The sequence below is a fragment of the Streptomyces atratus genome (assembly GCF_014648655.1).
Taxonomy (GTDB): Bacteria; Actinomycetota; Actinomycetes; order Streptomycetales; family Streptomycetaceae; genus Streptomyces; species Streptomyces atratus.
The window spans coordinates 107,876-127,269 of record NZ_BMRN01000020.1 but is presented as its reverse complement, the minus strand read 5'-3'; the positions used below and the strand labels follow the sequence as shown (position 1 = coordinate 127,269).

14 protein-coding genes and 1 riboswitch are annotated in these 19,394 nt (G+C 70.3%); of the genes, 4 read left to right on the top strand and 10 right to left on the bottom strand.

From position 1 onward, the window contains the following. Window positions 1-924 (top strand): hypothetical protein (locus tag IEZ15_RS27345; protein WP_189279788.1); only part of this gene is annotated, 924 nt, incomplete at its 5' end. A 98-nt stretch (window positions 925-1,022) separates the two neighbouring features. Next, a complete protein-coding gene (locus IEZ15_RS27340) occupies window positions 1,023-2,732 on the top strand; it encodes a hypothetical protein (protein WP_189279787.1) in 1,710 nt (569 codons plus the stop codon). A gap of 342 nt (window positions 2,733-3,074) precedes the next feature. Here the strand turns inward: IEZ15_RS27340 and IEZ15_RS27335 are convergent, their stop codons facing one another. The 4 genes from IEZ15_RS27335 to IEZ15_RS27320 all read right to left on the bottom strand — a co-directional run bounded on the left by IEZ15_RS27335 (window position 3,075) and on the right by IEZ15_RS27320 (window position 8,640). After that, window positions 3,075-3,725, bottom strand: a complete 651-nt coding sequence (locus IEZ15_RS27335) for a thymidine kinase (protein ID WP_114247085.1) — start codon at window positions 3,723-3,725, stop codon at window positions 3,075-3,077. 81 nt (window positions 3,726-3,806) lie between these two features. Next, window positions 3,807-4,994 (bottom strand): alkaline phosphatase family protein, encoded by a 1,188-nt coding sequence (locus IEZ15_RS27330; RefSeq protein ID WP_189279786.1) that lies wholly within the window; start codon window positions 4,992-4,994, stop codon window positions 3,807-3,809. Next, window positions 4,994-5,590: a DUF5998 family protein gene (locus IEZ15_RS27325; protein WP_114247083.1), complete on the bottom strand. Its 597-nt coding sequence runs from the start codon at window positions 5,588-5,590 to the stop codon at window positions 4,994-4,996. Before IEZ15_RS27325 ends, IEZ15_RS27330 begins: the two co-directional genes overlap by 1 nt. Window positions 5,591-5,718: 128 nt before the next feature. Then, on the bottom strand, window positions 5,719-8,640 hold the full coding sequence (locus IEZ15_RS27320) for a bifunctional acetate--CoA ligase family protein/GNAT family N-acetyltransferase (RefSeq protein ID WP_189279785.1): 2,922 nt from the start codon (window positions 8,638-8,640) through the stop codon (window positions 5,719-5,721). Between the two features lie 172 nt (window positions 8,641-8,812). Between IEZ15_RS27320 and IEZ15_RS27315 the strand changes: the two genes are divergently transcribed. After that, complete coding sequence (locus tag IEZ15_RS27315; protein ID WP_093898943.1) at window positions 8,813-9,094, top strand: HPr family phosphocarrier protein; 282 nt, start codon at window positions 8,813-8,815, stop codon at window positions 9,092-9,094. 141 nt (window positions 9,095-9,235) lie between these two features. Here the strand turns inward: IEZ15_RS27315 and IEZ15_RS27310 are convergent, their stop codons facing one another. The 4 genes from IEZ15_RS27310 to IEZ15_RS27295 all read right to left on the bottom strand — a co-directional run bounded on the left by IEZ15_RS27310 (window position 9,236) and on the right by IEZ15_RS27295 (window position 14,320). Further along, the gene (locus tag IEZ15_RS27310) at window positions 9,236-9,949 is read right to left on the bottom strand and encodes a GntR family transcriptional regulator (protein WP_189279784.1); all 714 of its coding nucleotides are present in this window, start codon (window positions 9,947-9,949) and stop codon (window positions 9,236-9,238) included. Between the two features lie 228 nt (window positions 9,950-10,177). Beyond that, entirely contained in the window at window positions 10,178-10,990 is an 813-nt protein-coding gene (locus IEZ15_RS27305; RefSeq protein ID WP_189279783.1) for a M23 family metallopeptidase, read from the bottom strand. 13 nt (window positions 10,991-11,003) lie between these two features. Then, window positions 11,004-11,170, bottom strand: a riboswitch (cyclic di-AMP (ydaO/yuaA leader). A gap of 352 nt (window positions 11,171-11,522) precedes the next feature. Beyond that, window positions 11,523-12,905: a M16 family metallopeptidase gene (locus IEZ15_RS27300; protein WP_189279792.1), complete on the bottom strand. Its 1,383-nt coding sequence runs from the start codon at window positions 12,903-12,905 to the stop codon at window positions 11,523-11,525. A gap of 26 nt (window positions 12,906-12,931) precedes the next feature. Next, window positions 12,932-14,320: a M16 family metallopeptidase gene (locus tag IEZ15_RS27295; protein WP_189279782.1), complete on the bottom strand. Its 1,389-nt coding sequence runs from the start codon at window positions 14,318-14,320 to the stop codon at window positions 12,932-12,934. 270 nt (window positions 14,321-14,590) lie between these two features. Between IEZ15_RS27295 and IEZ15_RS27290 the strand changes: the two genes are divergently transcribed. Continuing rightward, window positions 14,591-17,041 carry a DNA gyrase/topoisomerase IV subunit A gene (locus tag IEZ15_RS27290; protein ID WP_189279781.1) on the top strand — a complete coding sequence of 817 codons (2,451 nt, stop codon included), beginning with the start codon at window positions 14,591-14,593 and terminating at the stop codon, window positions 17,039-17,041. Between the two features lie 29 nt (window positions 17,042-17,070). Here IEZ15_RS27290 and IEZ15_RS27285 read toward each other — a convergent pair whose 3' ends face one another. Both IEZ15_RS27285 and IEZ15_RS27280 read right to left on the bottom strand, forming a co-directional pair. Next, the gene (locus tag IEZ15_RS27285) at window positions 17,071-18,204 is read right to left on the bottom strand and encodes a CobW family GTP-binding protein (protein WP_189279780.1); all 1,134 of its coding nucleotides are present in this window, start codon (window positions 18,202-18,204) and stop codon (window positions 17,071-17,073) included. Between the two features lie 21 nt (window positions 18,205-18,225). Beyond that, a complete protein-coding gene (locus tag IEZ15_RS27280; RefSeq protein WP_373302626.1) occupies window positions 18,226-19,386 on the bottom strand; it encodes a citrate synthase/methylcitrate synthase in 1,161 nt (386 codons plus the stop codon). Window positions 19,387-19,394: the final 8 nt, after the last annotated feature.

The following is a 19,394-nucleotide window of genomic DNA, read 5'->3' as shown; positions in this document are numbered from 1 at the left end:
CCGAACAACGGAACACTGCTGAGCGGCCTCGACCCCGCACCGCAACGGCTTGAACAAGACAGCGGGACACCGAAGGACGAACTCGTCGGCAACGACGGCCGGAAGGTCTCCTTCGAGCAGGCACGCCAGAGCCTCCGGACCATCCGGGACGCCACCGGCGAGGTCATCGGATACGCCTCGCACAGCGACCGGGACTGGGCTCCACGCAACGACTTCTACACGAAGTACCGCGCCGACGAGGTCCTGTTCGCGCACTACCGGGCCACGGAGGAAGGGGGTGTCGTACTCGACACCGACAGCGACACGGACTCCCCGGCCGGCGAGCTCCCCTGGCAGGCCGCACCGGCGCGGGATGCGAAGGAGCCGGTCAGGCCGCTGTTCTTCGACGCGCACGGCACCGAGAACGGCATCGAACTCCATGTGGTGGGCGAAAAGCCGCTGGTCGTCGACGGTGCCCGGTTCGCGCGTTTCATGGAGACGCTCAGAGACCCGGCGCAGCCCCCGGCTCCGGTCGTACTGGTCGCGTGCGAGACGGCGAAGATCCGCAATGCCGACGGCGGGAGCGTGGCGACGGACGCGGCACGTGCCATACCCGGACGTCTCTGGTACGCGCCCGATACCGAGGTCGGCCACGCCGGACCGTCGAACGGCTCCAACGGCGTCACGGGCGTGCTGGGTCTGCTCGCGGACCCCGTCACACAGCGCCGCGGTGCGTGGATCGTGGCGGGGGAGCCACTCGAAGGTCACCGATCGGGGCCGTTCCCCCTGCTCCAGGTGCTCAATGTCCACCTACGTGAGGAGTTCGGGGTGATGAACCTCGTACGCGGCGAGTTCTCCCGGTTCCAGCGCCGGGGAAGGCACTTCCACGACGCCATGGACTGGCTGACGGCCGAGAGCGAGAACCAGAGTTACGAGCAGACGTGACGTGAAGTCACATTCCCTGACAGGGGCGGGAACCGAGCCCTCCCAGCAGCAATCGAAGAGGATGAAGAGAATCTATGGCAGGGAAAGAGGGGCGACCTGTGAAGCGAGAGCGGTCCAGCGAGGAGAGTGAGTCCGGCAACGGCCGGGACGGGGCGTCGGGCGGAACGGTTCCGGACAGTTCGGAGGGCACGGTTCCGGGGAGCATAGGCGCCCCGTCCGCGCCTTCGTCCCGCACGGTGACGGAGGGCGGGGACACTTCGGTCACCGGCGGCAAGGACGGCGGCGGCGCGCGGACACCGACCTCGTCGAAGGCCGTCCCGGAGGAGGCCGGGGAACCTGCGCCCCAGACCCCGGCGGTGGTGCACGCGGCCGGGGTCTCCATCGGCAGGACCACGTCCGAGCCCGAGGGACAACCGGGCGGTGAGGACTCGGCGGTTGCCCAGGAAGAGGCGGCACCGACGGCCGGAAAGACCGCGGTGGTGGCCACCACCACCGCCACCACCACTGCTGCGGGCACTGCCTCCGCGGCCTCGTCGGATGTCGCGGAGAGCACCGCCGGGAAGACGGCCGGGGCGAGCACGTCGTCGTCCGCCACGGCCGCCGCGGAATCGACGCCCGCGGGTGGGCCCTCCGCATCCGAGGAGACAGCTTCCACGGAGACCGCTTCGACCGCGACGGAGCCGGCTGTCGCTGCCTCGACGGCCGCTTCCACCGCGGCGGCCGTCGCGGCCGGTCGGGCCACCGCCACGGCCGCCGTCTCCGCCGCGGCTTCGTCCAGCCCTCCCGGCGGCGGCGCTGCGGGGGAGGGCGGTGCCCCGGAGCGCCCCGGCCGGGTGTCGCGCCCGATGGTGGTCGCGGCCGCCTTCGCCGGTGCGCTGCTCCTCGCGACCCCGTTCGTCGTGGCCGGCGCCCAGAAGGACGAGGCCAAGCCCGAGAGCCGCGAAGCGGCGGCGGCGTGGAAGGAGGACGGCCGGGCCGGTGGTTACGTACCGGGCACCGACCCCGACAGCCCCGAGGGCAAACGGGCCGCCGGTGGCGACAAGCGGGGTGACACCCCGGCCCGGGGTGACAAGGGCCCCGTCGGTGACGTACGCGCGGACACGGGGGGCGGCCGGAAGCCCGCGGACGGGTCGGCCGAGGCAGAGACCAAAGGCGCCAAGGGTGCCAAGGGCGCCAAGCGCAGCACCACGGGCGCGGCCGACAAGACGGAGAAGAGCGGTTCCGGCAACAAGGCCCCCGCCGACACGGGCTCGGACACTCCCACCAAGGCCCCCCCGGCCGGTTCGGCGCCCAAGTCGGCACCCGCCGTGGTGTACAGCGGCGTGTCCGGACCGGAGTGCCCCACCCAGCGCTTCCAGAAGTCGGGTTACTACAGCGACGGCAAGGAGGGCTGGGCCACCCACAGCGGTGGCTTCGGCGGGTACGGCTGCGCGGGGAAGTACCTTTCCATGCCCATGTCCGGCAGTTCCTCCAAGGACTCGGGCGGATCGGCGACCTGGCTGTTCGACCTGCCCGACACCGCCAGGAAGTGCAGCATCTCCGTCCACGTGCCCGGGAGTTCCGACATCGCGCGGGTCGGTGGCAACCCGAGCTATTACACCGTGTACGACCGGTTCCTGCCCAGGACCAGCAACCTGGTCGGCTCCTACTACGTCCGCCAGCAGGAGCGTCGCGGCACCTGGTACAACGTGCCGGGCACCTTCTCCGTCGACGCCAAGAAGCTCTCCGTGCAACTGCACGACCGGGGCGAGGACAACAACTACGAGCACCACGCGATATCCGCGCTGAAGGTGACCTGCACCGGCTGAGAAACCGGCTCGGACACCACTGAGAATCCGGCTGCGTCACCGGCGGGCGGACCGGTCCGCCCGCGCCCCGCGCACCATACGAACGCGGCAGGCGCCCCGATCCCCAGGAGGCCTTCACCTCCGGGGATCAGGGCACCTGCCGCACCCGTGCCGCTGTGGTGCCACGGGCTCGCCCGGCCGTGAAGTGTCGCCACCGCACGGCGCTTCAGTGGGCGACCCCGCCGGCGGGCATCCAGCAGGCGGGGGCGCCCACGCACCAGAAGGGATATCGGGTGGAAGCGGATGCCGAGAGGCTCTGCAGACCACCGCACAGTGAAACCACGGCCTTTTCGGCCGACTCCCTCAGTCGGAGGCCACCGGCAGGACGTCCGGCGAGAGCGCGCCGGCACGGACAGAACCGCTCGTCATACGGCGACGATGGTGACGCCGGCACAACACCTCGTAGCCGACCTCCGTAGCGGGGCTACTCACGTCACCGACCACAACCTGCTCACCTTCCACCACCATCTCGCCGCCCACCGTGCGGGCATTGTGCGTAGCACGCGCCCCGCACCAGCACATCGCTTCCACCTGAAGCGTCTCCACTCGGTCCGCCAGCTCGATCAGCCGCCGCGATCCAGGGAAGAGCTTCGTGCGGAAGTCGGTGGTGATCCCGAAGGAAAAGACATCCAGACCCAAGTCATCCACGACCCGCGCCAATTGATCGATCTGCACCGGCTCCAGGAACTGCGCCTCGTCCACGATCAAGTAGTCGACCTTGCCGCCCTGCGACACCCGGTCGACGACATAGGCATACAGATCCATGCCCGCCACCGCCTCGACCGCCTCGGTCACCAGCCCGAGCCGTGAAGAGAGCTTCCCCTCCCCCGCGCGGTCATCCCGAGTGAAGTTCAGACCCTGCAGCCCTCTCGCCGACCGGTTGTGCGCAATCTGTAGCGCCAGTGTGCTCTTTCCGCAGTCCATCGTTCCGGAGAAGAACACAAGCTCGGGCATGAGGGGCTGAGCACCTTTCGGGCGGGGCGAAGCGGGGCAGGGGAAATGGTGGTGGGGGAACGCTGGAGAGGGAAAACGCGCCTACGAGCGTACTTCGAGCAGCGGGACGAACTGCTCGACGGGGGTCATGGAACCATGCATGCCGACCATCGCGGACTCGTGCGGCTCATTGACCGAAGCGGTGATCACCACGTCGTCGCGGGCCGCCGCGACGACGTCGCCGATCCTGCCGTGGACACGTTCGTCGATCTTCGGGCCGAACCAGCCGGCCGCGATCGCCTCGTCCCGGCTCGCCACCCAGAACTGCTCGCCGAGCACTTCCCGCCAGACGGTCAGCACATCGTTCTCGGCCCCCGGGACGGCGTACACATGACGGGCCCGGCCCTCACCGCCGAGCAGGGCGACCCCCGCGCTCAGCTCCCAGTCCTCGTCGAAGTCGATCCGGGACTGCTCGTCGAAGGGGATGTCGATCATGCCGTGGTCGGCGGTGATGTACAGGGCCGAGCGGGGCGGGAGCTGTTCGGCCAGCCGCCGGGCCAGCCCGTCCACGTACATCAGCTGTCCGCGCCAGGCGTCGGAATCGACGCCGAAGCGGTGGCCCTTGCCGTCGACCTCGCTGTAGTACGTGTAGACGAGCGACCGGTCACCTGCGGCAAGCCGTTCGGCGGCGACGTCCATCCGCTCCTCGCCGGACAGCCGGCCGAGGAACGAGCCCCCGCTGAGCGCAATCTTGGTGAGCGGAGTCTGCTCGAAGGCGGGGGCGGAGACCTGGGCGGTGCGCACACCCGCGGCGTCGGCGAGCTTGAAGACGGTGGGGTACGGCTGCCAGGCTTTCGGCGAGGTCCAGGGCTGCCAGCGGAGCTGGTTCATCAGCTCGCCGGTCTCCGGATTGCGCGCGGTGTAGCCGGGAAGGCCGTGCTCCCCCGGCGGACGTCCGGTGCCGACCGAGGCCAGTGAGGTCGCGGTGGTAGCCGGGAAGCCCGCCGTGATCGGACGGCCGGTGCCGCCGCGCGAGGTGGGCAGCAGGGAGTGCAGAAACGGTGCCTCGTCCGGGTGGGCCTTGATCTGCTCCCAGCCGAGACCGTCTATCAGGAACACGCAGTTCCGGTCGGCGGGGGTGAGTTCGGGGATCACGGCGGTGAAGCCGGGTACGCCCAGTCCGGCGGCAAGCGTGGGCAGCAGGTCGGAGAGGGAGCCGCTGCCGTACTCCGGGACGGGGGCGGTGTCGACGGGGAGCAGAACGGGGTCCTGCCAGGCCGGCTGGACCATCAGCGGCCGGTCGCCTCGGTCGCGGCCGTGGCCTCGGAGAGCGCCTGGGCGAAGGCAAGGGTCTGGCGCACGGTGTCCGGGCCGTCACCGGCCTCGCTGACCCGCAGGCTCAGATCGTCGGCGGTGGAGCTGCCGGTGTAGCCGTGGTCGGCCTCGCAGTTGGGGTCGCCGCAGGCGGCCGGCTCCAGGTCGATCCGGGAGACCGCGCCCCATCCGATGGTGAGGACGACCTCGCGGGGCAGCGTGCCCGGTACGTACTTCTCGGGGTTGGCCACGACACGGCTGACCACGACCGACGAGATCCGGTCGAGCTTGACCGACTCGGTGGACGTCGTGGCGTACGGCGTCGGGGAGCTGGTGTCCGCGTTCTGCTCGTCGGTGTGGCTGACGATGAAACGGTTGTCCGTCAGGACCAGGACCGTGACATGGCGGCGCACCTCGTTCGAATCGAAGGTGGTCTCCTGGTGCACCAGGTACGAAGCGACCGGCTCACCGCCCACGGCGGCCTCCACCGCCTCGGCCACGAGGGCCGGGTAGTAGCCGCTGCGCTCGATCGCCGCGCGCAGCCCCTGGGTCGTCGTACCGGTCTTTGCCATGAGGACCATCCTACGGGGGACGGATGACTGCCGGGGACGTTGTGCGGCAGAGCGGAACGGGGCCCAGCGGTGAAGGGACCCGGTTTCGCGCCCGCCCGGCGGTCGGGGACGAAACGGTGCGCCGCCGGTCAGTAGTTGGGGAGGCGTCGGGGGCCGAGGTCGGTGCGGGCCGGGGGCGGCGAGAGCCGGACGCTCGCACCGAGGACGGTCAGCCCCTGGGTGGCGACCACGACCGGTTCCAGGGCGATGGAGACCACCTCGGGATGGTCGTCGACCAGCCGGGACACCCGCAGCAGCAGCTCTTCCAGCGCCGCGGTGTCCACGGGCGCCGCGCCACGCCAGCCGAACAGCACCGGCGCCGCCCGGATGGACCGGATCAGCTCGGCGGCGTCGCGGTCGGTGGCCGGAACGAGGCGGTGGGCGGTGTCGCCGAGAAGCTCGGAGGGCGCGCCCGCGAGCCCGAAGGAGAGGACGGCACCCGCCGCCGGGTCGATCGTGGCCCGTACGACGGTGTCGACGCCGCGCGGCGCCATGGCCTGGACGACGGGCTGGAGCTCGGCGGGCCTGCCGAGCAGGTCGGTCAGTTCGCCGTACGCCCGGCGCAACACGCCCTCGTTGGCGAGGTCCAGCCGGACACCGCCGAGATCGGCACGGTGGCGAAGATGGGGCGCGGTGGTCTTGAGCGCCACGGGATAGCCGAACTGTGCCGCCGCGGCGACAGCGGCTTCCGGGTCGGGGGCCGGAAGCGTCGGCCGTACGGTGATGCCGTAGCGGCCCAGGAGTTCGCGCGCCTCGTCGTGGGCGAGCGGTCTGCCCCGTGGGTCGGGGTCGGGGCCGAGGAGGGTGTCGATCAGGTCGGCGGCGCCCGGCTCGTCGATGGTGTCGTCGAGGAACTCGGGCACCTTGCCGGGCACGGCGGCCTGCCGTCGCCACTGCGCATACCTCACCGCTTCGGCCAGGGCACGCACGGCCCGTTCGGCGGCGGGGTAGGCGGGAATCCGGCCGGCCCGGACGCCGGGGTCGCCGTCAGTGCCCGCATCGGCGGCGGTGGTGGCTTTGCCGCTGCCGGTTGCCGGTGCTGAGGGAGTCGCAGGGCCGGGGCCGGTCGTGGTGACGGCTCCGGCGCGAGGGGGTGTCGCGGCCGCGGAGGACTGTGCCGAAGGACGCGGCAGTGCGACCGTGCTGGTGGCCGCGGCGAGGGCCTCCGCCAGGCCGCCGATCTCCACATGGACGACGGCCACCGGCTTGGCGGGACCGGCCGCGGCGGCCTCGTGCAGAGCGGTCGCCAGCACCTCGCCGTCGCCCGATTCCGCCTCGCCGTTCTCGCCCACCCACGGGATCGCCGTCACGACCACCGAGTCGCAGCCCTCGTCGGCGAGGGCCTCGGCCAGGGCATCCCGGAAGTCCTGCGGAGTGGCGGCGGTGGTGAGGTCACGGGGCGGGCGCGGGCGCAGCCCCTCGGCCAGGCAGGCGTCGTACGTGAGCAGACCGAGCGATTCGGAGTTGCCGAGGATCGCGACCCGCGGGCCCGCCGGGAGGGGCTGATCGGCGAGGAGGAGACCCGCATCGACCATCTCCGTCACGGTGTCGACGCGGATCACGCCCGCCTGCCGCATGAGCGCGGAGACCGTCGTATCCGGGATCCGGCTGACCGGCACCGCATGGCCGGGCGGGGTGGAGCCGCTGTGCCGGGCGCCCTTCACCACGACCACCGGCTTCACCGCCGCGGTGCGCCGCGCGAGGCGGGTGAACTTGCGGGGGTTGCCGAGCGATTCGAGGTACAGCAGGGCGACATCGGTGTCCGGGTCCTCGTACCAGTACTGCAGGAAGTCGTTGCCCGAGATGTCGGCACGGTTACCGGCGGAGATGAAGGTGGACAGGCCTGCGCCACGCCGGTAGAGCCCGGAGAGCAGCGCGATGCCGATCGCTCCGGACTGCGTGAAGAGGCCGATGCGTCCGGGGGCGGGCGGCTCGGGGGCGAGGGAGGCGTTCAACCGGACGGCTTGGGAGTTGTTGATGATTCCGAAGGCATTCGGGCCGATGATCCGCATCCCGTACGAGCGGGCCTGGCGGACCAGTTCACGCTGCCGTTCCCTGCCTTCGGCGCCCCATTCGGCGTACCCGGCGGAGAGGACGACCAGGCCCTGGACACCGTGCTCACCGCAGTCGGCGACGGCCTCCGGAACCCGGTCGGCAGGGACGGCGACGACCGCGAGATCCACCTGCTCGTCGATCTCGCCGACGCAACGGTGGGCGGGGACACCGTCGATCGTGCCCTGGTCGGCGGCGAAGGCGCGGTTCACTGCGTAAGTACGGCCGGTGAAGCCGGCCCCGAGAAGGTTGCGCAGGACCGTGCGGCCGACCCCGCCGGGAGTCCGGCCCGCGCCGATGACGGCGACGGATCCGGGGGCGAGCAGCCGTTGCACGGAGCGCGCCTCGGCCCGCTGCTCACGGCCGCGCTGCACGGCGAGTGACTCCGCGGTCGGTTCCAGGTCCAGGGTGAGATGGACGGAGCCGTCCTCGAAGCTGCGCTGCTGGGTGTACCCGGCGTCCCGGAACACCTTGATCATCTTGTTGTTTGCGGGCAGCACCTCGGCAGCGAAGCGGCGGATGCCTCGCTCGCGGGCGACGGCGGCGATGTGTTCGAGAAGCGCCGATGCCACGCCCCGGCCCTGATGCGCGTCCTGGACGAGGAAGGCGACCTCGGCCTCGTCGGCGGGCGCGGAGGCGGGCCTGCCCCGCTCGTCGATCCGGTCGTAGCGGACGGTCGCGATGAACTCGCCGCCGACCGTGACCGCGAGCCCCACCCGGTCGACGTAGTCGTGATGGGTGAAGCGGTGCACGTCCCTGTCGGACAGACGGGGGTACGGGGCGAAGAAGCGGTAGTACTTCGACTCGTCGGAGACCTGCTCGTAGAAGCTGACCAGCCGCTCGGCGTCGTCCGTGGTGATGGGCCTGATCCGGGCGGTTCCTCCGTCGCGGAGGACCACGTCCGCTTCCCAGTGGTCGGGGTACGCGTGATGCGGACTCTGCTCCGGCGAGGGCTGCATGCGCAAAGACTACGGCTCCGTCAGCGGTCGCGTAGATCTTGGGGCCGGGGCAGTCTGAGGGGGCCGATCGGCGGAACAGCACGGGTTGTGGGCGTGCCGCGGGGCGGCCGGAGCATTGCGCACCACATGAGAGACTGGTCTAGACAACCATTGATTCGTGAAGGGCAGAACCATGGCTGAGCGCCGCGTCAACGTCGGTTGGGCCGAGGGCCTGCACGCCCGCCCCGCTTCCATCTTCGTCCGTGCCGCTACGGCTTCCGGCGTCCCTGTGACGATCTCCAAGGCCGACGGCAACCCGGTGAACGCCGCCTCCATGCTCGCGGTGCTCGGTCTCGGCGCGCACGGCGGCGAGGAAATCGTGCTCGCGTCCGAGGCCGACGACTCCGAAGCCGCCCTGGACCGTCTGGCGAAGCTGGTCGCCGAAGGGCTCGATGAGCTTCCGGAGACCGTCTGAACCATTTTCTGCGAGCGAGCCGCGGCACCCTTATTGAGGGCCGCGGCTTTTTCGCTTTCCCGACCCGGGGCGACCGGAGTAAATTCGGGCACCCCAAGAAAGCCCTCACAGAATCACGACTCTTTGTATACGACGTAATTGTTAATGCTGAATGCCTGTGGTGTTTACGGAATGTTGCGAAGTCCTCACCCGGTCGGTGCGCGAGGTGCCGGGCCGGCGGCCCGGCCGGTCGGCGCGGCGCGGCCGGTGCGCGGCCGCGGCCCGTTCGGCGTGCTGGGCGGCCAGCACCCTGGCCCGTTCCGCATCACGCCGCGCCACCGCGTCCACAATGGCCCCGCGCTCGGCCCAGGAGTCCACCGGGCGGGCCGGCTGCTCGACCGTGTACATCCAGGCGATCTTGTGCCGGAGCTGGGTGAGCAGCGCGATCAGGCCGGGACTGCCGGAGGCCTGTGCCAACGTCTCGTGGAACCAGCCGCCCAGTGAGCGCAGGTCCTCCCCCTCGCCCCGTCGGGCCCGCTCCTGGCCGAGCCTGACCAGACCGCGCAATACCTTGAGATGCGCCTCGGTGCGGCGCTGCGCGGCGCGCGCGGCACCGAGCGGCTCCAGCAGCATCCGGACCTCCAGGAGGTCGGCGGCCTCCTCCTCGGAGGGCTCGGCGACGCAGGCGCCCGCGTGCCGGCGGGTGACCACGAAGCCCTCGGACTCCAGGGTGCGCAGCGCTTCCCGTACCGGGACACGGGAGACCCCGTAACGGCGCGCCAGCAACTCCTCGGTGAGCCGGCTTCCGCGTTCGAAGACACCCGAGACGATGTCGTCACGGATTGCCGTGCATACCGAATGCGCCGGAATGCGCATGTCCGAACCTCCGCCTTAATCCCCGCGAAACGCGGCCGACCGACGCCTGTTCTGCGACTCTATTGCAATGTGGCCGCATTTCCGATGCCGGGTGGAAATTCATGAATATCTTTTGGCCACAGGAAGGTTCGGGGAGCAGGTACTACGGGCGGGCACGGAGGCCGGGCACGGCGAAGGCCCCGGCGTGCTGCCGGGGCCTTCGAAGGGGTGCTGCGTGTGGAGCGTCGGTCAGACGTTGACGCCGTGGGCGCGCAGGTACGCGACGGGGTCCATGTCGGAGCCGTACGACGGCGTGGTCCGGGCCTCGAAGTGGAGGTGCGGACCGGTGGAGTTGCCGGTCGAGCCGGAGAGGCCGATCTGCTGGCCCGCGCCGACGCTCTGGCCGACGGAGACGCCGATCGAGGAGAGGTGGCCGTACTGCGTGTACGTGCCGTCCGTCATCCGGAGCACGATGTTGTTGCCGTACGCGCCTCCCCAGCCGGCCTCGACGACCGTACCGGCGCCGACGGCGACGACGGAGCTGCCGGACGCGGCGTGGAAGTCGATGCCCGAGTGGCTGCCGGAGGACCAGAGCGAGCCACTGGACTTGTAGCCGGTGGTGACGTACGAACCGGCGACCGGGAGCTGGAAGGAACCCAGGCGGGTGCGCTCGGCGGACCGGGCGGCGCGGGCCTTCTCGGCGCGCGCCTCGGCCGCGCGCTTCGCCTCGGCCTTGGCCTTCGCTTCGGCCATCTTCTTGGCTTCGGCCCTCTTCTTGGCCTCGGCCTTCCGCTGGGCCTCCGCCTTCGCCTTAGCCGCGACATCGGCCTGGTGCTTCTGTGCGTCGGCCTGGGCGTCGATCTGGTCGGCGAGGGCGCCCTCGATGGCGATGACCTGGTTCAGACCGGTCTCGCTGATGGAGGAGTCCGCAGCGAGGGCCGGAGAGGCCATGCCGCCGATGACGCCGGTGGTGGCCAGAGCCGCGGCGCCGGCGATCTTCGCGCTGCCGCGCGTCAGTCGGCTCGGGGCACGATGCTTCCCGGTGGCACGGGTGAACGCCATGAAGTGGCTGATCCTTTCCTTCCTTCTCGCCTACCGGGTTAGCTGACGGGTTCGGAGCAGGAAGGTCTCCTACGGGTGCCCCGGCCTCATCCGGGCTCAGGCATCCGATTCACCCCAGGGACTGCATGGGTCCCCGGCTCCCCAGGCTCGCGCCTGACGGGGACTCGGCGATGGCTGCCCGGTACGTCACGGATGCGGCATACGAGTGACGGACAGCCCAGCCGACGCTAAGCGGGGTCACTCGCATTCACCAAACGGACAGGCCGTTTTGTAGCGCATCCCACAGGGCAGACAGGCAACCTTCCCGCCGAAATGGACAAAGAGGAAGACTCCGGCGAGATTTCGCTCACAGGAGTCTTCCTCATGTCCCGATATGCAGGTATATGACGGGTCGGTGGGCCGGTCGATACCTTCGGTGCGCGGTCGGACGTGAAAGTCGACCGGTGGGCTGTCACACGCACCGGGCCGGGCGGGCGGGGGTCGCCCGCCTCGGCCCGGCCGGTCGTCCGGTGTCCACGACGGGTGACGCCCGTCAGCCGGCGACCACCGACACCTCTCCGATGCCCAGGGCCCGGACCGGATCCTCGATCTGTGACGCGTCACCGACGAGGATCGTGACCAGCCGGTCACCCGGGAATGCGTTGACCACCGCAGCGGTCGCCTCGACCGTGCCGGTCTCCGCGAGCCGGGCGTACAACTGTGCCTGGTAGTCGTCCGGGAGGTGCTGCTCGACCTGGTCGGCGAGCGTGCCCGCGACCGAGGCCGCCGTCTCGAACTTCAGCGGTGCGACACCCACGAGGTTCTGCACGGCCGTCTCACGCTCTTCATCGGTCAGTCCCTCGGCCGCCAGGGTCCGCAGGACCGTCCACAGGTCCTTCAGCGCCGGTCCCGTGGACTCCGTGTCCACCGATCCGCTGATGGCGAGCATCGCGGCACCACTCGCCCCCGAGGCGGAATCCGGGGCCGACGACCGCAGCACCTGGGCGAAGGCCCGTACCCCGTAGGTGTAGCCCTTCTCCTCGCGCAGCACACGGTCCAGCCGGGAGGTGAGCGTGCCGCCCAGGCAGTACGTGCCCAGCACCTGGGCCGGCCACACGCTGTCGTGCCGGTCGGCGCCGATCCGGCCGATCAGCAGCTGTGTCTGCACCGCACCCGGACGGTCGACGATCACCACTCGGCCGGTGTCGTCGGCGGTGATCGGCGGGGCGGGACGAGGCTCTGCGGTGTCTCCCGACCAGTCGCCGAGAGTGTCGGCGAGCAGGGCGTCCAGGTCGATGCCGGTGAGGTCACCGACGACCACGGCGGTCGCCGTGGACGGTCGGACGTGGGCGTCGAAGAAGGCACGCACGGCCGCCGAGTCGATCCGTTCCACCGTCTCCTCGGTGCCCTGGCGCGGGCGCGACATCCGCGCCGCGGCCGGGAAGAGCTCCTTGGAGAGCTGCTTGGCGGCGCGCCGGGCCGGGTTGGCCTGCTCGTGCGGGATCTCGTCGAGCCGGTTGCGTACCAGCCGTTCGATCTCGCTGTCGGCGAAGGCGGGCGCCCGCAGCGCCTCGGCGACCAGCGCGAGCGCCTTGGCCAGCCGGGAGGCCGGGACCTCCAGGGAGACCCGGACGCCGGGGTGGTCGGCGTGCGCGTCGAGGGTGGCGCCGCAGCGCTCCAGCTCGGCGGCGAACTCCTCGGCGGTGTGCTTGTCGGTGCCCTCGGACAGCGCCCGCGACATGATCGTGGCCACGCCGTCGAGGCCCTCGGGCTCGGCGTCCAGCGGGGCGTCGAGGAAGATCTCGACCGCCACGACCTGCTGGCCGGGGCGGTGGCAGCGCAGCACCGTGAGGCCGTTGGGCAGGGCGCCACGCTCTGGCGCGGGGAAGGCCCAGGGGCGGGCGAGGCCGGGGGCCGGCTGCGGGTGGTACTGCATCGAAACTCCAGTCGCGGCAGCGTCGGTCACTTGTCCGCTCCTTCGTGCGCGTCGGTGTCGTCGGCGCCGTCGGCGCCGGTCTCGGTGTCCGCTGCATCTGCGGGCTCGGCCGATTCGAGCGGCTCATAGACCAGCACCGCCCGGTTGTCGGGGCGCAGCTGGGCCTTGGCGACCGCCTGGACCTCTGCCGCGGTGACATCGAGCACCCGCTGTACGGCGGTCAGGGCGAGCTGCGGGTCGCCGAACAGCACGGTGAACCGGCAGAGTTCGTCGGCGCGGCCCGCGACCGTACCGAGCCGGTCCAGCCACTCGCGCTCCAACTGGGCCTGAGCACGTTCCATTTCCTCGGGCGTGGGGCCCTCGGCGGCGAACCGGGCAAGCTCCTCGTCGACCGCGGCCTCGATCTGCGGCACCTCGACGCCGCCGGACGTCTTGACGTCGAGCCAGCCGAGCGAGGGCGCACCGGCCAGCCTCAGCAGCCCGAACCCGGCCGCCACGGCTGTGCGGTCGCGGCGGACCAGGCGGTTGTGCAGCCGCGACGACTCGCCACCGCCGAGCACGGTCAGCGCAAGGTCTGCCGCGTCACACTCACGGGTGCCGTCGTGCGGCAGCCGGTAGGCGGCCATCAGCGCCCGTGCCGGAACCTCTTCCTGCACCTCTTCGCGCAGCTGCTCGCCGATGATCTCGGGGAGCGTGCCGTCACGCGGCGGCCGCTTGCCGTCGTGGGACGGGATGGAGCCGAAGTACTTCTCGATCCAGGCGAGGGTCTGCTCGGGGTCGATGTCGCCGACGACCGAGAGCACCGCGTTGTTGGGCGCGTAGTACGTACGGAAGAAGGCACGGGCGTCCTCGAGGGTCGCGGCGTCCAGGTCCGCCATCGAGCCGATCGGCGTGTGGTGGTACGGGTGACCCTCGGGGTAGGCCAGTGCCGTCAGCTTCTCGAACGCCGTGCCGTAGGGGACGTTGTCGTAGCGCTGGCGGCGCTCGTTCTTGACGACGTCGCGCTGGTTCTCCATGGACTCCTCGTCGAGCGCGGCGAGCAGCGAGCCCATCCGGTCGGCCTCGAGCCAGAGAGCCAGCTCCAGCTGGTGCGTGGGCATGGTCTCGAAGTAGTTGGTGCGCTCGAAGCTGGTGGTCCCGTTGAGCGAACCTCCGGCTCCCTGCACCAGCTCGAAGTGTCCGTTCCCCTTGACCTGGCCGGATCCCTGGAACATCAGGTGTTCGAAGAGGTGAGCCAGACCGGTGCGTCCCTTGACCTCGTGGCGCGAGCCGACGTCGTACCAGAGGCAGACCGCGGCGACCGGGGTCAGATGGTCCTCGGAGAGCACCACGCGCAGGCCGTTGGCCAGACGGTGCTCGGTCGCTGTCAAGCCGCCTGAGCCGGCCTGGGCTGTGGCCGTGTGACCCATGGGCATGTACGTCCCTTCGATCGCGATACTGGATTTCCTGCGAGACCTGCCACTGTAAGCAAGCGCACAGACACCTGGCGAAGTTCCCATACCTCGGAAGTTCGCGTGAAAGAGGGGCGCATCCCCCGCGGAACGGGTCGTGAAACCACCTCGCCAGGGGTCGGGAACGGCTCTTGGGACGGGTCGAGGTCGGCGATGTCAGTGCGGCGGTCCACAATGGTCCGCGTCAGAACCTGAGGTTGCCCGAACAGAATCCGTGAAGGAGTCGCAGCAGCGATGGCCCGCCGCAGCACGAAGACCCCGCCGCCGGACGACTTCGAGGAGAAGATCCTCGATATCGACGTCGTCGACGAAATGCAGGGCTCCTTCCTTGAGTACGCGTACTCGGTGATCTACTCACGGGCCCTGCCGGACGCCCGTGACGGCATGAAGCCGGTGCACCGCCGCATCGTGTACCAGATGAACGAGATGGGCCTGCGCCCCGACCGTGGCTATGTGAAGTGCGCCCGGGTCGTCGGCGAGGTCATGGGTAAGTTGCACCCGCACGGCGATGCGTCGATCTACGACGCGCTGGTCCGTCTGGCGCAGCCGTTCTCCATGCGGCTCCCCCTGGTCGACGGCCACGGCAACTTCGGCTCGCTCGGAAACGACGACCCGCCGGCCGCCATGCGGTACACCGAGTGCCGGATGGCCGACGCGACGTCACTGATGACGGAGTCGATCGACGAGGACACCGTCGCTTTCCAGTCGAATTACGACGGTCAGGAGCAGGAGCCGACCGTTCTCCCGGCCGCTTACCCGAACCTCCTGGTCAACGGGTCGTCCGGGATCGCGGTCGGCATGGCGACCAATATGCCGCCGCACAACCTGGGCGAGGTCATCGCCGCCGCCCGCCATCTGATCAAGCATCCAGGTGCGGACCTGGAGACCCTGATGCGGTTCATCCCCGGTCCCGATCTGCCGACGGGTGGCCGGATCGTGGGCCTGGGTGGCATCAAGGACGCGTACGCCGCCGGGCGCGGCACGTTCAAGATCCGTGCGACCGTCGCCGTGGAGAATGTGACGGCACGCCGCAAGGGTCTGGTCGTCACCGAGCTTCCCTTCGCCGTCGGACCGGAGAAGGTGATCGCCAAGATCAAGGATCTGGTCTCGGCGAAGAAGCTCCAGGGCATCGCGGACGTGAAGGACCTGACCGACCGCGAGCACGGCCTGCGCCTGGTCATCGAGGTGAAGAACGGCTTCGTGCCGGAGGCCGTGCTGGAGCAGCTCTACAAGCTGACTCCCATGGAGGATTCCTTCGGTATCAACAACGTGGCGCTGGTCGACGGACAGCCGCTCACGCTGGGCCTCAAGGAGCTCCTCGAGGTCTATCTCGACCACCGTTTCGACGTGGTGCGCAGGCGCAGCGAGTTCCGCCGGGGCAGGCGTCGCGACCGGCTGCATCTGGTCGAGGGCCTGCTCGTCGCGCTGATCGACATCGACGAGGTCATCCGGCTCATCCGGTCCAGCGACAACTCGGCCCAGGCGAAGGAGCGGCTCATCGAGCACTTCTCGCTGAGCGAGACCCAGACGCAGTACATCCTGGACACCCCGCTGCGCCGGCTGACCCGGTTCGACCGGATCGAGCTGGAGAGCGAGCGGGACCGGCTCAACACCGAGATCGACGAGCTGACCGCCATCCTCGAATCGGACACCGAGCTGCGCAAGCTCGTCTCCTCCGAACTGGCCGCGGTCGCCAAGAAGTTCGGCACCGACCGGCGTACGGTGCTACTGGAGTCGGCCGGTGCGCAGGTCGCCTCGGTGCCGCTGGAGGTCGCGGACGACCCGTGCCGGGTGCTGCTGTCCTCGACCGGCCTGCTCGCCCGTACCGCCAATGACGATCCGATCGTCTTCGCCGAGGACGCCAAGCGTGCCAAGCACGATGCGATCGTGTCGGCCGTACCGGCGACGGCCCGTGGCGATGTGGGCGTGGTGACGTCCACGGGGCGGCTGCTGCGGCTCACGGTGATCGATCTGCCCCAGCTGCCGGACACCCATGCCGCACCCAACCTTTCGGGCGGTGCGATGGTTTCGGAGTTCCTCACGCTGGAGAGCGACGAGGAGGTCATCTGCCTCACCACGCTCGACGAGGCCTCCCCCGGCCTGGCGATCGGCACTCTTCAGGGGGTCGTCAAGCGGGTCGTGCCGGACTACCCGGCCAACAAGGACGAGTTGGAGGTCATCACCCTCAAGGACGGTGACCGGATCGTCGGCGCGGCCGAACTGCGTACGGGCGAGGAGGACCTGGTCTTCATCACGTCCGACGCGCAGTTGCTGCGTTACCCGGCGGCACAGGTGCGGCCGCAGGGCCGGCCCGCGGGAGGCATGGCGGGGATCAAGCTCACGGCGGATGCCGAGGTGATCTCCTTCACGGCGGTCGATCCGGCGGCGGACGCCGTGGTGTTCACGGTGGCGGGCTCGCACGGCACGCTGGACGACTCGGTGCTGACGTCCAAGCTGACCCCGTTCGACCAGTATCCGCGCAAGGGCCGGGCCACCGGTGGGGTGCGCTGCCAGCGGTTCCTCAAGGGCGAGGACGTTCTGGTGTTCGGCTGGGCGGGCGCGACGCCTGCCCGGGCCGCGCAGAAGAACGGCACGCCGACCGAGCTGCCGGAGCCCGACCCGCGGCGCGACGGTTCGGGGACGCCGCTGGCCAAGCCGGTCGCGGTGATCGCGGGGCCGGTGTAGGCATTCGGCCGACGACGGGTGGCCTGCCGCTACGCGTCGTCGTCGGGCTGTTGCACGTACCGCAGGACGCCCCACATGCTTCGTTCATGTGCGGCGTCCTGCGTCATCTCAGGCGTCGGGGTGGCGCTCTCGCGGCAGTCGGCCAGCTCCTTGTGCAGCTGCTCCGGATCGATGCCTGAGCCGATCAGCACCAGCTGCGTGAGGCGCGGTTCGTCGCGGGTCCACGGCTGCGGGGCGAACCGCAGGAACCTGCCGACCGCGTGCAGGACGTACTTGTTGCCGCGGTCGCCCACGCCGAAGTCGACAAACCCCTTGATCCGGTAGAGACCCTGCGGCCTGGAGTCGAGAAACTCCATCAATCGGCGGGGGTTCATGGGGACGTCCGCGGTGAAGGACACGCTCTCGTACGCGGCATGCAGATGGTGGCCATGTCCGACGCCCGCCTCATCCTCGGCCCGCTCCGCCAGGAGCAGATCCTCGAAAGTGAGCTGGCGCGCCTTCTCCTCACCGTCCGGCCGCAGCGCCGGATCGAAGAGCAGCTGGGGGTCGATGCGTCCGTACGTGGCGCAGATGACGGCGGCCGCGCTGCCGCCCGCCGCCGCGTCGCCGGCCGGGGCACCTGCCGAAGCGATGACGTCCCGGATACGGGCCTGTTCCTCGCTCCCGACCCGGTCGGTCTTGTTGAGCACGACGAGATCGGCGACAGCGAGGTGGCGGTCGATCTCCGGATGGCGCTCCCGGCCGGCGTCGAACTCTGCGGCATCGACGACCTCCACGAGTCCCCCGTACACGATGTGCGGATTGTCGCTGGCCAGAAGCATGCGCACGAGCTCCTGCGGCTCCGCGAGTCCGCTGGCCTCGATGACGATCACGTCGAGGCGGGCGGCGGGCCGGGTCAGCGTCTCCAGGAAGGTGTCGAGTTCGCTCACGTCGACCGCGCAGCACAGGCATCCGCTGCCCAGCGAAACCGTCGAGCCGACCTGCCCCGAGACCGTCATGGCGTCGATCTCGATGGAGCCGAAGTCGTTGACGATCACGCCGATCCGGTTTCCCGCACGGTTACGGAGGAGGTGGTTGAGCAGTGTCGTCTTGCCGGATCCCAGAAACCCCGCAAGGACGATGACCGGGATCTGCTGCTTGCGGGGCGGGGACGACGGGTTCAACGGGAACCTTCCTCGGGGACGTCAGGGCGCCGGGACCGGCTGCGGCGGGGGCGTACCGACGTATCGGGCCGCCGGACGGATGATCTTCGAGTCCTCCGCCTGCTCCAGGATATTGGCGCTCCAGCCGACCACCCGCGCCGCGCAGAACGTCGGCGTGAACATCTCACGCGGCAGCCCGCACAGCTCCATGACGACTCCGGCGTAGAACTCCACGTTGGTGTGCAGCTCACGGCCCGGCTTGAGCTCGGCGAGGATCGCCTCGACCTGCCGTTCGACCTCGACGGCGAAGTCGACGAGCGGGCCGCCGAAGCCCTGGGCGATTCCGCGCAGCATGCGTGAGCGCGGGTCCTCGGTGCGGTACACAGGGTGGCCGAAGCCCATGATCCGCTCGCCCGCGAGCACCCGTTCGCGGATCCAGCCGTCGATGCGGTCGGGGGTGCCGATGGCGTCCAGGGTGTCGAGGGCGCGGCTGGGCGCTCCGCCGTGCAGCGGTCCGGAGAGCGCGCCGACAGCCGCCACCAGACAAGCCGCGACGTCGGCACCGGTGGACGCGACGACGCGGCCGGTGAAGGTCGAGGCGTTGAAGCCGTGGTCGACGGTGGAGATCAGGTACTGCTCCACGGCCCTGACGCGTGCGGCGTCCGGTATGGAGCCGGTGAGCATGTAGAGGTAGTTGGCCGCATAGGGCAGATCGTCGCGCGGCTCGACCGGTTCGAGGCCCTGGCCGAGCCGGTGCAGGGCCGTAAGCACGGTGGGGACTGCGGCACAGGCGGCCAGGGCGTCGCTGCGGCGCCGGTCGGCGTCGATGTCGTACACCGGCCGGAAGCCGGCCGAGGCACCGAGGAGCGAGAGGGCGGTGCGCAGGCCGGCCAGGGGTCCGGAGACGGCTCCCGCGCGGGCTATGGCGGGCAGGGCCTCACGTACCTCCGCGGGCAGTCGGCGCAGTGCGGCGGTGCGGGCGGCGAATTCGGCACGGGCTGCGGCATCGGGCAGCGCGCCCTCGAACATCAGGTACCAGACGTCCTCGAAACTGCGGGTCTGTGCCAGTTCGATCGCCGAGTACTGCCGGTAGTGGTAGAAGCCCTCGCGCCCGCGGACATCGCCGAGGGCCGTGTCGGTGACGACGACTCCGGCGAGCCCTCGGGGTACGTCGAGCGGTGTTCCGCTGGTCATGGTCGGCATCTCTTCCT

What these genes read in the sequence shown, in the direction of transcription:
- IEZ15_RS27335 (WP_114247085.1), bottom strand. Translation starts at nt 3,725, where the DNA reads ATGCCCGAGCTTGTGTTCTTCTCCGGAACGATGGACTGCGGAAAGAGC.
- IEZ15_RS27330 (WP_189279786.1), bottom strand. Translation starts at nt 4,994, where the DNA reads ATGGTCCAGCCGGCCTGGCAGGACCCCGTTCTGCTCCCCGTCGACACC.
- IEZ15_RS27325 (WP_114247083.1), bottom strand. Translation starts at nt 5,590, where the DNA reads ATGGCAAAGACCGGTACGACGACCCAGGGGCTGCGCGCGGCGATCGAG.
- IEZ15_RS27320 (WP_189279785.1), bottom strand. Translation starts at nt 8,640, where the DNA reads ATGCAGCCCTCGCCGGAGCAGAGTCCGCATCACGCGTACCCCGACCAC.
- IEZ15_RS27315 (WP_093898943.1), top strand. Translation starts at nt 8,813, where the DNA reads ATGGCTGAGCGCCGCGTCAACGTCGGTTGGGCCGAGGGCCTGCACGCC.
- IEZ15_RS27310 (WP_189279784.1), bottom strand. Translation starts at nt 9,949, where the DNA reads ATGCGCATTCCGGCGCATTCGGTATGCACGGCAATCCGTGACGACATC.
- IEZ15_RS27305 (WP_189279783.1), bottom strand. Translation starts at nt 10,990, where the DNA reads ATGGCGTTCACCCGTGCCACCGGGAAGCATCGTGCCCCGAGCCGACTG.
- IEZ15_RS27300 (WP_189279792.1), bottom strand. Translation starts at nt 12,905, where the DNA reads ATGCAGTACCACCCGCAGCCGGCCCCCGGCCTCGCCCGCCCCTGGGCC.
- IEZ15_RS27295 (WP_189279782.1), bottom strand. Translation starts at nt 14,320, where the DNA reads ATGCCCATGGGTCACACGGCCACAGCCCAGGCCGGCTCAGGCGGCTTG.
- IEZ15_RS27290 (WP_189279781.1), top strand. Translation starts at nt 14,591, where the DNA reads ATGGCCCGCCGCAGCACGAAGACCCCGCCGCCGGACGACTTCGAGGAG.
- IEZ15_RS27280 (WP_373302626.1), bottom strand. Translation starts at nt 19,386, where the DNA reads ATGCCGACCATGACCAGCGGAACACCGCTCGACGTACCCCGAGGGCTC.